The organism is Allobosea thiooxidans (assembly GCF_900168195.1).
GTDB lineage: Bacteria > Pseudomonadota > Alphaproteobacteria > Rhizobiales > Beijerinckiaceae > Allobosea > Allobosea thiooxidans.
Genome location: NZ_FUYX01000011.1, coordinates 1 through 13,161, shown reverse-complemented (window position 1 = coordinate 13,161; position 13,161 = coordinate 1). Strand labels below are relative to the sequence as shown.

General features: G+C 68.2%; 12 protein-coding genes and 1 pseudogene. 7 read left to right on the top strand and 6 right to left on the bottom strand.

All coding sequences use genetic code 11. The annotated features are described in order from the left end of the window. Nucleotides 1-66: 66 nt before the first annotated feature. From lepB to B5Y19_RS18265, 5 genes are all read left to right on the top strand, one after another. Nucleotides 67-831, top strand: coding sequence for a signal peptidase I (gene lepB / locus B5Y19_RS18285; protein ID WP_176168658.1), 765 nt, complete (start codon nucleotides 67-69; stop codon nucleotides 829-831). Continuing rightward, entirely contained in the window at nucleotides 828-1,559 is a 732-nt protein-coding gene (rnc, locus tag B5Y19_RS18280) for a ribonuclease III (RefSeq protein ID WP_244555637.1), read from the top strand. Before lepB ends, rnc begins: the two co-directional genes overlap by 4 nt. Next, the gene (gene era, locus B5Y19_RS18275) at nucleotides 1,552-2,469 is read left to right on the top strand and encodes a GTPase Era (RefSeq protein WP_055726249.1); all 918 of its coding nucleotides are present in this window, start codon (nucleotides 1,552-1,554) and stop codon (nucleotides 2,467-2,469) included. Before rnc ends, era begins: the two co-directional genes overlap by 8 nt. A gap of 178 nt (nucleotides 2,470-2,647) precedes the next feature. After that, the gene (locus tag B5Y19_RS18270) at nucleotides 2,648-3,193 is read left to right on the top strand and encodes a sugar O-acetyltransferase (protein ID WP_055726248.1); all 546 of its coding nucleotides are present in this window, start codon (nucleotides 2,648-2,650) and stop codon (nucleotides 3,191-3,193) included. Between the two features lie 171 nt (nucleotides 3,194-3,364). Then, nucleotides 3,365-4,000, top strand: a complete 636-nt coding sequence (locus B5Y19_RS18265) for a LabA-like NYN domain-containing protein (RefSeq protein ID WP_055726247.1) — start codon at nucleotides 3,365-3,367, stop codon at nucleotides 3,998-4,000. 116 nt (nucleotides 4,001-4,116) lie between these two features. Here the strand turns inward: B5Y19_RS18265 and smpB are convergent, their stop codons facing one another. The 3 genes from smpB to dapA all read right to left on the bottom strand — a co-directional run bounded on the left by smpB (nucleotide 4,117) and on the right by dapA (nucleotide 6,256). Then, the gene (gene smpB / locus B5Y19_RS18260; protein ID WP_055726246.1) at nucleotides 4,117-4,587 is read right to left on the bottom strand and encodes an SsrA-binding protein SmpB; all 471 of its coding nucleotides are present in this window, start codon (nucleotides 4,585-4,587) and stop codon (nucleotides 4,117-4,119) included. After that, nucleotides 4,584-5,231 carry an FMN-binding negative transcriptional regulator gene (locus tag B5Y19_RS18255; protein ID WP_079591900.1) on the bottom strand — a complete coding sequence of 216 codons (648 nt, stop codon included), beginning with the start codon at nucleotides 5,229-5,231 and terminating at the stop codon, nucleotides 4,584-4,586. Before B5Y19_RS18255 ends, smpB begins: the two co-directional genes overlap by 4 nt. Before the next feature lie 131 nt (nucleotides 5,232-5,362). Continuing rightward, a complete protein-coding gene (gene dapA, locus B5Y19_RS18250) occupies nucleotides 5,363-6,256 on the bottom strand; it encodes a 4-hydroxy-tetrahydrodipicolinate synthase (RefSeq protein WP_055726244.1) in 894 nt (297 codons plus the stop codon). A gap of 169 nt (nucleotides 6,257-6,425) precedes the next feature. On the opposite strand from dapA, the gene B5Y19_RS18245 reads away from it, so the two are divergent. Further along, a complete protein-coding gene (locus B5Y19_RS18245) occupies nucleotides 6,426-8,504 on the top strand; it encodes a lytic transglycosylase domain-containing protein (protein WP_139384458.1) in 2,079 nt (692 codons plus the stop codon). Nucleotides 8,505-8,623: 119 nt separating this feature from the next. Further along, the gene (locus B5Y19_RS18240; protein WP_055726242.1) at nucleotides 8,624-9,517 is read left to right on the top strand and encodes an alpha/beta fold hydrolase; all 894 of its coding nucleotides are present in this window, start codon (nucleotides 8,624-8,626) and stop codon (nucleotides 9,515-9,517) included. Nucleotides 9,518-9,524: 7 nt separating this feature from the next. Here B5Y19_RS18240 and B5Y19_RS18235 read toward each other — a convergent pair whose 3' ends face one another. From B5Y19_RS18235 to B5Y19_RS26165, 3 genes and pseudogenes are all read right to left on the bottom strand, one after another. Beyond that, nucleotides 9,525-10,211 (bottom strand): helix-hairpin-helix domain-containing protein, encoded by a 687-nt coding sequence (locus B5Y19_RS18235; protein WP_055726241.1) that lies wholly within the window; start codon nucleotides 10,209-10,211, stop codon nucleotides 9,525-9,527. 9 nt (nucleotides 10,212-10,220) lie between these two features. Continuing rightward, a complete protein-coding gene (locus B5Y19_RS26615; RefSeq protein WP_055726240.1) occupies nucleotides 10,221-12,590 on the bottom strand; it encodes an OmpA family protein in 2,370 nt (789 codons plus the stop codon). Nucleotides 12,591-12,863: 273 nt separating this feature from the next. Next, a pseudogene (locus B5Y19_RS26165) lies at nucleotides 12,864-13,161 on the bottom strand (hypothetical protein); the annotation flags it as partial.

The following is a 13,161-nucleotide window of genomic DNA, read 5'->3' as shown; positions in this document are numbered from 1 at the left end:
TTGCGCGTTGTCGCAGACGCGATAGTCGGCTAGACCGCGCGCTGGATCGCAGTCAGGAGCGCCCGCGTGGCCAACGAAGTCGACAGCAAGAGCAAGGCCAAGGAAGAAGGCGGCATCCTCGAGACGATCAAGGTCGTCGTCCAGGCGCTGCTCATCGCGCTGGTCATCCGCACGCTGCTGTTCCAGCCCTTCAACATCCCCTCGGGCTCGCTGATCCCGACGCTACTGATCGGCGATTACCTGTTCGTGTCGAAATACACCTACGGCTATTCCAAGCACTCGATCCCGTTCAGCCCGCCGCTGTTCTCGGGCCGGATCTGGGCGGCCGAGCCCAAGCGCGGCGACATCGCCGTGTTCAAGCTGCCGACCGACAACTCGACCGATTACATCAAGCGCGTGATCGGCCTGCCGGGCGACCGCCTCCAGATGATCGACGGCATCCTGCACATCAACAACCAGCCGGTGAAGCGCGAGCGCATCGCCGACTACATGACCGCCGACAACTGGGGCCGCAGCGTCCCGGTGATCCGCTATCGCGAGACGCTGCCGAACGGCGTCAGCCACGAGATCATAGAGCGCGAAGGCGACACCGGCACCTTCGACAACACCCCCGTCTTCACCGTGCCGCCCGGACACTTCTTCATGATGGGCGACAACCGCGACAACTCGCTCGATTCGCGCGACCGCAGCGTCGGCTATGTGCCGTTCGAGAACTTCGTCGGCCGCGCGGAGATCATCTTCTTCTCGATCGAGGACGGCGCCTCGGCCTGGAAGATCTGGGAATGGCCCTCCACGGTTCGCTGGAACCGTCTGTTCAGCACCATCAAGTGAACAAGGGCAGCGAAGCCGGGCGCAAGGCCCCGGATACCGCGCGGCTCGAGGCCACGCTCGGGCACCGCTTCACCGACAAGACGCTCCTCGCCACGGCGCTCACCCATATGAGCGCCGAGGAATCCCGCCTGGCGAGCTATCAGCGCCTGGAATTCCTCGGCGACCGGGTGCTCGGCCTGTCGATCGCGGACCTGCTGTTCCGGCAATACCCGCAGGCGGAAGAGGGCAACCTCTCCCGGCGCCTCGCCGATCTGGTGCGCAAGGAAAGCTGCGCCGAGGTGGCGCTGGGCTGGAATCTCGGCCAGTACATGCGCCTCGGCGACGGCGAGATCCTCGGCGGGGCCCGCAAGAACAAGGCGATCCTGGCCGATGCCTGCGAGGCGATCATCGGCGCCGTCTTCATCGATGGCGGCTACGAGGCGGCCCGCGCGCTCGTCGAGCGCGCCTTCGGCGAGCGGCTGCTGAAGCCGGTCCGCCCGCTGCGCGACGCCAAGACGGCCCTGCAGGAATGGGCGCAAGGCCGAGGCTACCCGACGCCGACCTATAGCGAGCGCGCCCGTTCGGGGCCGGACCATGCGCCGGTCTTCGTCGTGGCGGCGAAGATCACCGGGCTCGCCGACGCCGAGGCGCGCGGCCCCTCCAAGCGGCTCGCCGAACAGGCGGCGGCCGAGGCCTTCCTGAGACGCGAGGGCCTGTGGAACGACAATCCGGAAGGCGACAATGTCTGAGACCGATCAATCCACGCGCTGCGGCTTCGTCGCGCTGATCGGCGCGCCCAACGCCGGCAAGTCGACGCTGCTCAACCAGCTGGTCGGCGCCAAGATCTCGATCGTCTCGCGCAAGGTGCAGACGACGCGCACCCAGGTGCGCGGCATCGCACTGTCCGGCACGGCGCAGATCATCTTCGTCGACACGCCCGGCATCTTCGCACCGAAGCGCCGGCTCGACCGCGCCATGGTGACAAGCGCCTGGGGCGGGGCGACCGATGCCGACCTGATCGGCGTGCTGATCGACGTTGCGCGCTTCGACCATGAGGAGAACACCCTGCTGCTCGAAAAGCTCGCCGAGCTGAAGCAGCCGAAGTTCCTGATCCTCAACAAGATCGACACCGTGGCGAAGGAGAAGCTGCTCGAGATCACCGCCAAGATGAACGAACGGGGGCAGTTCGAGGCAACCTTCATGGTCGCGGCGCTGACCGGCTACGGCGTCAAGGACATCCTGGCCTGGCTGGAAAAGCGCCTGCCGCTCGGGCCCTGGCTCTATCCGGAGGACCAGATCTCGGATGCGCCGCTGCGCTTCCTCGCCGCCGAGATCACCCGCGAGAAGATCTTCGAGCGGCTGCATGACGAATTGCCCTACCGCTCGACCGTCGAGACCGAGAGCTGGCAGCAGAAGCCGGACGGCTCGGTCCGGATCGAGCAGACGATCTATGTCGAGCGCGAGGGCCAGCGGAAGATCGTGCTCGGCGAAGGCGGACAGACGATCAAGGCGATCGGCCAGAAGGCCCGCGCCGAGATCGCCGAGGCGGCCGAGGCCAAGGTGCATCTCTTCCTGTTCGTGAAGGTGCGCGAGAACTGGAGCGACGACCCCGAGCGCTATCGCGAGATGGGGCTCGAATTCCCGAAGGGAAAAGGCTGAGCTGCATCAAACCGATCCGTTTTCAACCTGCTGTTTCATGAGCCCTGATCCTGAGGAGCCGCGAAGCGCCTCTCGAAGGATGCTCCAGATAGCTCCGGAGTTTGCTGAAGCATCCTTCGAGACGCGCTCTGCGAGCGCTCCTCAGGATGAGGGCTGTGGATTGGAGTTCGGGACATCGATGCGCAGCGAGAAGGACAAGATGCTGGCCGGCGAGCTCTACCGCGCCGACAGCCCCGAGCTCATCGCCGACAACCGCCGTATCAGCGCCTGGATGGAGCGCTTCAACGCGACCGGCGCCACGCCGGAGCAGCGCCTGCCGCTGCTGCACGAAGCGTTCGGCCATGTCGGGCGCGACGTCACCATCCGCCCGCCCTTCCATTGCGACTACGGCTACAACATCAGCCTGGGCGACGGCGTCTTCCTGAACTTCAACTGCGTGATCCTCGACGTCGTGGCCGTGACCATCGGCGACGGCACGCAGATCGGCCCCGGCGTCCAGATCCTGACGGCGGATCATCCGCGCGATCCGGCCCAGCGCCGGCAGATGCTCGAATTCGGCCGCCCGGTCAGCATCGGCCGCAATGTCTGGATCGGCGGCGGCGCCATCATCCTGCCCGGCGTCACGATCGGCGACGACGCGATCATCGGGGCCGGCAGCGTGGTCACGCGCGACGTGCCAGCAGGCGGCACGGCGGTCGGAAATCCGGCGCGGCTGCGCCCTTGAGGGCCTCGCCGGACAACGGCTGAAACTTCGCCGCCACGGCATGGCTGAGCCCAGCCACGGCGCCCTCACGACTCCTTGAAACTTGTCAAATTTCATTCATGAACGACATTGTTCGAACGCGTTTTGCTTCCATCTTTATTGCTTGAAGTTATTTCAGCAGGAGTGATTGCCATGAACGGCGCACCGCGCATCGCGCTCTTCATCGACGGCGCCAATCTGTATGCAACCTCGAAGCAGCTCGGCTTCGACATGGATTATCGCCGCCTGCTGCGCGAGTTCCAGGGACGCGGCAATCTGATCCGCGCCTTCTACTTCACGACGCTCGTCGAGAGCGAGGAGTACTCCTCGATCCGCCCGCTGGTCGACTGGCTCGACTACAACGGCTACCGCGTCATCACCAAGGCGGCGAAGGAGTTCACCGACGCCACCGGCCGGCGGCGCGTGAAGGGCAACATGGACATCGAGCTGGCGATCGAGATGCTCGAGCTCGCCCCCCATCTCGACCAGATCTACCTGTTCTCGGGCGACGGCGATTTCCGCCCGCTGGTGGAAGCGGTGCAGCGCAAGGGCGTCAAGGTTTCAGTCGTCTCGACGATCTCCACCAACCCGCCAATGGTTTCGGACGAGCTGCGCCGGCAATGCGACGAGTTCGTCGACCTCGCCCAGTTGATGCCGAAGGTCGGGCGCGACCCGGCCGAGCGCGCGAGCCGCACCGGCGGCCCTGCCGCCGCTCCGGCTGCTCCGGGCAACCCGGCGCTCGAACGCCGCTACGGCATCCGCCAGGGCGACGAGCCGGTCGAGGGGTGATGCCGCGCCTGCCGTCATTCCCGGGCGAAGCGAAGCGCAGGCCCGAGAATTTTGTGACGAGAAGGCAGTGGTTTCCACGATGCTCGGGTCAAGCCCGAGCATGACGGCCAAACAGCTTACCCGTTCTTCAGCAGCCGCTGCTTGTCACGGTTCCAGTCGCGGGTCTTCTCCGTCTCGCGCTTGTCGTGGAGCTTCTTGCCCTTGCCGAGGCCGAGTTCGACCTTTGCCCGGCCCTTGTCGTTGAAATAGACCTTGAGCGGGATGAGAGCCATGCCCTCGCGCTGAACCGCACCCATCAGCTTGTTGATCTCGCGACGGTGGAGCAGCAGCTTGCGCGGCCGGCGAACCTCATGGTTGAAGCGATTCGCCTCCAGATATTCCGGGATATAGGCGTTGAACAGGAAGAGCTCCTCGCCCATCGGGCCGGCATAGCTCTCGCCGATCGTCGCCTTGCCGCCGCGCAGCGACTTGATCTCGGTGCCCTGCAAGGCGATGCCCGCCTCCAGTGTCTCCTTGATCTCGTAGTTGAACCGCGCCTTGCGGTTGTCGGCAGCGAGCCGGTAGCGGGCGGGATCAGGCTTCTTCATGCCGTTCCACTGAATCCGTGTTTTTTCACCAACGAGGCCATGGCCTGCGATTCCGATTCAGGATCGGAACTCAAGCCGTTGAGAACGCCGAGCTTGTCGTCCTCCCGCCGGTTCTGGCTGAGCTTGAACTTGCCGATGATCGAGGCGATCTCGATCTCGACGCCGACGATGCCGCGCGCCTGGGCCGCGATGAAGGGTTCGGGGGCATCGGTCACGGCCCAGGGCTCGGCGCGCGGCGCCTCCTGCTGCTGCGTCAGCGACTCGAGCTGAGCCCGCAGCCAGGCCGGATCCTCGACCGCGCGGGCCGGGCCGCGCACCTGCACCGTGACGTAGTTCCAGGTCGGCACCACCTTGCCGGTCTCGCGCTTGGTCGCGTACCAGGCCGGAGTGACGTAGCGCTCGACGCCGGTGAAGATCACCAGCGTCTCGGCACCGGCCGCGACCGCCTTCCACTGCGCGTTCGGGCGGGCGAGATGCGCGCGCAACACGCCGTTCTCGCCTTCGTCCGCATGCAGGACGAACGGGACGAGGTTGGCGACCAGCCCGTCTTCGCCGACCGTCACCAGCGTCGCGAGCGGGTGCTGGCGGATGACCGCGTGAAGCTGCGCGCGATCTTCGACCTTGAAGTGACTGGGCTCGTACATCCCCACGCGTCTCCCTGGATCGCCCTGCGTCCCATCGGGCGCAGACCGGCGGTCCATGATGTTGTCTGGCCATCGGATGGATCCGATGGCCAGGCGTTCGGCCGGTGCGACCGGCCGAACGCAATCCCTACTTAGGCATTCAGGAGCCCGGCGAAAACCATCGCCTCGCGGATCACCTTGCCCGTGGCCGGCGTCACCGGCATCAGCGGCAGGCGGATCTCCTCCTCGATGCGGCCGAGCAGCTTGAGCCCGTGCTTGGCACCAGCGAGGCCGGGCTCCTTGAAGGTGGCGTCATGGAGCGGCACCAGTCGGTCCTGCACCTTCAGCGCCCCGGCGAAGTCGCCCTTGAGCGCGGCGTCCATCAGGTCGGCGCAGAGGCGCGGCGCGATATTGGCGACGACCGAGATGCAGCCATGGCCGCCCGCCGCCATATAGGCGAGCGCCGTCATGTCCTCGCCGGAGAGCTGGATGAAGTCCGGCCCCATGGCGTGGCGCTGCTGCGAGACGCGGGCGAGGTTGGCGGTGGCGTCCTTCACGCCTGCGATGTTCTTGAGCTCGTAGAGCCGGGCCATCGTCTCGACCGACATGTCCACCACCGAACGCGGCGGGATGTTGTAGATGATGATCGGCAGGCCGACCGCGTCGTTCACCGCCTTGAAGTGCTGGTACATGCCCTCCTGGGTCGGCTTGTTGTAGTAGGGCGTGACGACGAGGACGGCGTCGGCCCCGGCCTTCTCGGCGTGGACGGCGAGGTCGATCGCCTCGATCGTGTTGTTGGAGCCGGCGCCGGCGATGACCGGGACGCGGCCCTTGGCCTGCGCGACGACGATCTCGACGACGCGCTTGTGCTCGTCATGCGACAGTGTCGGGCTCTCGCCGGTGGTGCCGACCGGAACCAGGCCGGTCGAGCCGTTCGCGATCTGCCAATCGACCAGCGCGCGCAGCGCTTCCTCGTCGACCTTGCCGGCTTTGAACGGGGTGACCAGAGCGGGCATCGAGCCGGTGAAGGCAATGTGCTTGGTCATGGGAACGATCCTGAAGCGAAAACACGGGTTTCGGGGCCGCCACACATAAACCGTCGTTTCGCCAAGGCAAAGCCGGCAACCCATGAAAATGCGTGGGCTCATAGTTAAGCCTTCATATACTCCCTTCCCCGACCATCGACCGCTACCTGCCCCAGGATGGAGACCCGCCATGGCCTCGCCTGCCGCCGCGAGGAGACTGATCGGCCTGCTGCTGCCCGCGCTGCTCACCGCCTCGACCACCCAGGCGGGAGATGACGGCATGCTGGCGAGCCAGCGCAAGCTCGCCATGATCGGCGATGTCGAAACCACGGGCACGCTGCCGCCCTATCCGCCGGCATCCGTCCGCGGCGAGGAGGAGGTCAGCCCGGAGGCGGTGAAGGCCGCCGTTTCAGCCTATCGCCGCGGCGCGCTCGCCGAGGGTGACGGCCTCGCGGCCCGGATCGACGATCGGAGCGCGCGCACGCTGCTCGAATGGGTCGCGATCCATGCCAATGCCGGCGCCGTGCCCTTCGCGCGGATCGACACCTTCCTGCGCGAGCACCCCAACTATCCGGCCACAACCCGTTTTCGACGCCGCGCCGAAGAGGCGCTGATCGCGGAACGGAAGAGCCCTGCGATCGTTCGCGCCTTCTTCCATGGCCAGCAGCCGGTCTCGCCGGCCGGGCGCATCGCGCTGGCGCTGGCGCTCGCCGACGAGGGCAAGACCGCCGAGGCCATGGCGATCATCCGCCGGAGCTGGCGCACGGACCCGTTCGGGACCGGGCTCGAGAAGATCGTCCTCAAGACGTTCGAGACGGCGCTGACCAAGGACGACCACCGCCTGCGCACCGAACGCTTCCTGTTTCGCGAGAGCGGCGAGGCGGCGCTGCGCAACGCCGCGCGCGTCTCGGCGGACTATGTCGTGCTCGCCAGGGCACGGCTCGCCAGCGCGAAGGCGCGCCGGCCGATTTCCGAGAAGCTGATCGCGGCCGTTCCGGCAGCGCTGCGCGGCGACGTCTCCTTCGCCTTCCTGCAGGCGCAGCAAGCGCGCCGCGCCGACAAGCTCGACGACGCCGTGAAGGCGCTGGCCAATGTCCCGCGCGACCCGGCCCTGCTCGGAGATGGTGACGGCTGGTGGGAGGAGCGCCGTATCATCTCCCGCAAGCTGCTCGATGCCGGCCAGCCGGCCAAGGCCTACGAGGTCTCGGCCGGCCACGGCGCCGAGGACGCGGCCGAGCGCATCGAGGCCGAATGGCATGCCGGCTTCCTCGCCCTGCGCTTCCTCAAGAAGGCCGATGTGGCGCTGAAGCATTTCGAGGCCGCCGGCGCGATCGCCGAGACGCCGATTTCGGTCGCGCGCGCGGCCTATTGGCAGGGCCGCGCCTATGAGGAGATGGGCAAGACCGACGAGACCCGGGCCGCCTTCGCCAAGGCGGCAGAGCAGCCCGTCGCCTATTACGGCCAGCTCGCGCGGGCGAAGCTCGGGCTTTCCGGATTGCCGCTCAGGAGCACGCCGGCGGCCGCGCTCGAGGCGCTGCCGGGACACCGCGGCGTGCGCCTGCTCTACGGCATCGGCGAGGGCGAGCTCGCCACGCTGATGCTGAAGGATCTGGCGCAGCGGCTGCACACGACCGAGGCGCTGGAGGCGATCGCCGCCATCGCGCAGCGGGAGGCGGATGCGCGCGCCCTGGTGGGGATCGGCAAGGCGGCGCTGCAGCGCGGCTTCCCGCTCGACATGGCGGCCTATCCGACCAACGGCATCCCCGAATTCGACGTGCTCGGAGACCCGATGGAGCGCGCCATCGTCCACGCCATCGCCCGCCAGGAAAGCGCCTTCGACCCGACCGCGATGTCGCATGCCGGCGCGCGCGGGCTGATGCAGATGATGCCGGCGACCGCGCGCGAGACGGCGCGCCGTGCCGGCCTGCCCTTCGACTGGCAGAAGCTGGGAGAGGATCCGCTCTATGCGGCCCGGATGGGCGCCGCCCATCTCAACGACCTGCTGAAGGGATGGCGCGGCTCCTACATCCTCAGCTTCGCGGCCTACAACGCCGGCTCGCCGAATGTGAAGAAGTGGATCGCCGCCTATGGCGACCCGCGCGACCCCGAGGTCGATGCCGTCGACTGGGTCGAGCGCATCCCCTTTTCGGAGACGCGCAACTACGTCCAGCGCGTGATGGAGAATTTGCAGGTCTATCGGGAGCGGCTGAACCAGCGCACCGCCTATCTGATCGATTTCGACCTGAAGCGCGGCGGCAAGCAGGACTGAGAAACCGCGCTCGCAGGCCACCGACGCCTGCCCTCCGGGACGCGCCGGACGGGAAGCTTTCGCACCAGGCCGGGCCATGGTTAGGTGCAGGCTGCCCGCCCTGCCCGCCCGAGCCCCGCATGACTGCCTCTTCCGGTTTCATCTCCCGCTTCGTCACCGCTCGCGACGGTCTCAAGCTGCATCTGCGCGACTATGGCCCGCTCGCCGCGACGGCCCTGCCGGTCGTCTGCCTGCCGGGTTTCGCGCGCACGGCCGCCGACTTCCATGAGCTGGCGCTCGCGCTGGCCGAGGACGGCAGCCGGCCGCGCCGCGTGCTCGCCCTCGATTATCGCGGGCGCGGGCTCTCCGAATACGACCGCAACTGGAAGAACTACGACATCCGCGTCGAGCTCGACGACCTGATGCAGGTGCTGGTCGCGACTGGCATCGACGACGCCGTCTTCGTCGGGACGTCGCGGGGCGGGCTGCTGACCATGGCGCTGGGCGCCGCCCGCCCGGCCGTCATCCGCGGCGTCGTCTTCAACGATGTCGGCCCGGTCATCGATGCCCGCGGCCTCCTGCGCATCCGCGGCTATGTCGGCAAGCTGCCGGTGCCGCGCAGCTTCTCGGAAGGCGCCGAAATCCTGAAACGGCTTTCGGACCAGCAGTTCCCCGCGCTCGGCGACGGCGAATGGGAGATGATGGCGCGTCGCACCTGGACGGATCGCGATGGCGCCCTGCGGCCGGACTATGACGTCAGGCTGATGAAGGTGCTGGAGGAGCTCGATCTGGAAGCGCCCCTGCCGGTACTCTGGCCCTATTTCGACGCGCTTCGGACGGTGCCGCTGCTGGCGATCCGCGGCGCCAACTCCGATCTGCTGGCCGAGAAGACGCTGCACGAGATGGCGGAGCGCCACCCCGATTGCGAGATCCACACCGCGGCCGGACAGGGCCATGCCCCGCTGCTCGGAACGAAGGACATGATCCGCCGTATCGGCAAGCTGATCGCGCGGGCCGAACGGCAGGCGGACTGAGGCTGGTTCAGGGCTTCGCCCGGCCCGCTTCGGCGGCCGACGCCTCGACATTGGCCTGCCCGGCCGAGCCGTCATCCCGCGAGGTCTCGACCAGCCCGGCCTTGGCGCGCCCGGCAAACTCGGTCTCGCCGCCAGCCGCCAGAATCCTGGCTTGCCCGACCCAGTCCTCGCGCTCGACCCGGCCCGGGAAGGCCAGATAACCGCCGATCCACTCGACATTGCCCGGCGACCAGGCCGCGATCTGCTCGAAATGCCAGATGCCGAGACCGTGCAGCCGCCCTTCATTCTGGCGGCCGACCCCCTTGATCAGCTTGAGGTCGTCAGCTCCGCCGCGTTGCGGAGCGGCAAGGCCGGCAGGGCGCTGGCCCGGCAGCGCAGTCTCGTTCGGCAGGGCCGAAAGCGCAGACGGCGCGGGGGCTTCCGCTCCCCGCCGCCGCGACAGGCCGGCACAGGCGCAGCCGAGCCAATAGACCGCGGCGAACAGCAGAGCGGTCTCGACCCAGGTCGCCAGCGCACCGTTGAGGAACTGGAACCAGCTCGCGGCCGCGCCGACGAGCCAGAGCACCGCGACAACACTCCAGCCCGCGCTCCACAGGCGGGGCTTGCCGCCGTCGCGGCCGATCCAGCCCATGGCGAGGCCCAGCCCGAAGGCGGCGAGCAGGAACCAGACGAACTGGCTGGCGAGATAGAGCATGGCCGCCTCCTACTTCGCCACCGTGAACTGCACGCGGCGGTTCATCGCCCGCGCTTCCGGCTCCCCATAGGGCACCAGCGGACGGGTGCTGCCATAGGCCTTGACCGCGAGTTGCGCGGGGTCGATGCCGCGCCGCTCCAGCTCGTCCCGCACGCGCAGGGCGCGGCGCAGCGAGAGGTCCATATTGTCGTAGCCGCGCCACTCGCCGTCGCGATTGGCATGCCCCTCGATGGTGACGACCGAGCCCGCGCACTTCCCGAGGATCGCCGCAGCCTCCCCGATCACGCGCTCGGTCGGCTCGTCGAGCTCGACCACGGTGGTGCCCTGCCCGAACAGGACGGTGTTGCCCCGCGTCAGCCCGTCGAGTTGGTTCTGGCAGCTCGCCGGAGGGTCGGCCACGCAACCGGTCTCGCGCAGGCCGATCGAGACATCCGCCTTGAAGCCCTGCGGCAAGCCGCTCGTCGCGCTGGTCTGGATCTCGCTCCTCATCAGTTCGCGGCAAGTCAGGCCGCGCAGTCTGACGCGATCATCCTCGACCGAGGCCGTGCCGAGATCGAGCCGCAGCAGATCGGCCAGAACCGCTCGCGCCGCCGCGCCGAAACCCGCCGGCGCTCCGGGAACGATGAGCGTCGCATCCTCGAAACGCTCCTTCAGCGGCGTTTCCGCGACCTGCGCCTGCAAGGCCCGGCGCGTCTCCTCATCCGGCAGATAACCGCTGAAGCGGAGCCCGGACCGGGAGGCCGAAAGCGCGAGCCCGTAGGGCCGCACGGTAACGGCGTCGGGCAAGGCCGAGAGGGCCAGCCCCGCCGGGCCGCCGCGCGCAAGAAGCGCACGCAGGGCTGCCAGCCCCGCTGCATCCGCCGCCTCGCCGGCGATGGCGAAGGCGTCGTTCCGGATCGTGACGGAACCGGCCTTCAGCTGCGACAACGCCTCGAGCGCAAAACCGGTCGCGGCCGGTATGTCGAGCTGCGAACGCAAGGCCGGGGCGATGGCCATGCGATCCTCGATCGTCGCGCCTCCGAACAAGCGGCGCGCCGCGTCGAGAATCTCGGCGCGCGCAGCCTCGCTCGGAACGGGACCGTTGAGATCGACCCGTCCATCGGCACGGCGCGCGCTCCAATCGAGCGGCACCGGCGCCGGCGACACTGCTGCTGGCTTTGCAGTATCGGCAGGCGCTGCGGGAGCAGGCGGCGGCACAGCCGGCGCAGGCGCTGTACCAGGCGAAGCGGGCTCCGGCGCAGGCGGAGCACCGGCGGGCGCAGGCGGCGCGGCCGGCAGCACGTCGTGCAGGATCAGGTCCGGCATCTCCGGCAACGGCACGACGACCGGGACCGGCGGAGGCGGCGGCGGCGGGCACTCGATCTCGACCTGCGCGACGGAGTCGGGCCCGTCCATCTGCGCAATCTGCAGGCGCAGCGCCTGGCAGGCGTCGTAGCCGTCCGGGCCCTTCCCGGACAGGGAATAGACGTTATCGGTGATTTCAGCCCTGCCCTCGCTCAGCCGGGCGAGATCGGTGACCGCACGCGCCACCTTGTCGAGAAAGGTCGCGGGTGCGCCGAGGGCCGGCTTGAGCTCGTCCTTGAGGTTCACCGCGGAGCCGAAAGCGCGCTGGATCGCGGCCAGGATCCGGCCGTGCGGCTCGGCGCCGGGATAGAACCCGCGCAGGATAAGATCGCCGCCCGCCTGCCGCTCGGCGCTCCAGCGATAGGGCGAGACTGCAGGAGGCTCGAGATCGCAGGTCACGGCGCGAAAACCGGGCTGAGCCGGCTGCGCCAGGGCGGCCTGAAGCCCCAGGAAAGCGTCGGGGCTCGCCGCCTTGCCCTCGATGCAGAAGCGGCCGTCGTCGAGCGTCACGCGCCCGGAGGAGAGCTTGGGCAGTTCGGTGATCATCGCCGCCGTCATCGCCACGAAGCCCTCCGGCGCGCCGAAGGCGACCGTCTGGCGGTCGGCGATCCGCATCCCCGGCAGGGCCGCCTCCATGGCCGTCCGGTTGGCGGCCGCCGTATCGAGATCGGGGACGAAGCCACCCAGCACGGCGCTGTCTCCCTGCCGGCTGGCGAACCACGAATAGGGCTTCTGCGCCACGACCTGCGAGAGCCCGCCGAGCGCACGGCGAACACCGAACTCGCCGCGCAGCTGCGCCATCGCGGTGGTGGCGCCATCGGTCGACAGGACTTCGCCGGAGATCGTGACGTCGCGACCATCCACCTGGGCGACGATCGGACGCGCGCCCGGTGTCTTTCCGGCCACGCCATCCACCACCCGCAGCGCGCGCGCCGCGACGTCCCGCTCGATCGCAGGGTCGAGAGCGAGATTGCCTGCGCCCCAGAGCAAGGCCAGCGGAACGAAACCCCAGAGCCAGCGTGCCGGCTGAGACATTTCTACCCCCCGTTCCGTGCCAGCTCGCAGCCGGCACGGCCTCCATCCAAGAGGATCACCGCCATTTTCTCAAAGGCTTATCCGGAGATCCACAGATTTCGAATCAGCCCTGCCGGGCCGCTGCCGGCGCCCGCAGCGAGCGGGCCCGATGAGCCGGCTTCGAGATCAGGGACGGGCACGGCCATCCCGTCAACGGCAAAGCCGCAATAACCCACAGGCAACAAAAAAGCCCCGGGTTTCCCCGGGGCTTCCTGACCAAAGATCGGAAACCGATCAGAAGTCGCGCTGGATGCGCAGACGGCCGGTCCAGGCGTCGTCCGACTTGATCGTACGACCGTTGACGGCGAAGGCCTTGGCGTCCGGAACGCGAACACCGTACTCGGTGCGCGAGTAGAGCACCTCGACGCCGAGGTCGAGACCGGAGACCGGCGACCAGACGAGGTTGGCAGCGACCAGGAGCTCCTTCGGGTCGAAGTCGCGAGCAACGCCGTTGATCAGGATGGCGTCGTTCGTCTGGAGAGCCGAGTACGAACCGTAGATGTCCGAACGGATCGTGGGGGTCCAGTAGTGG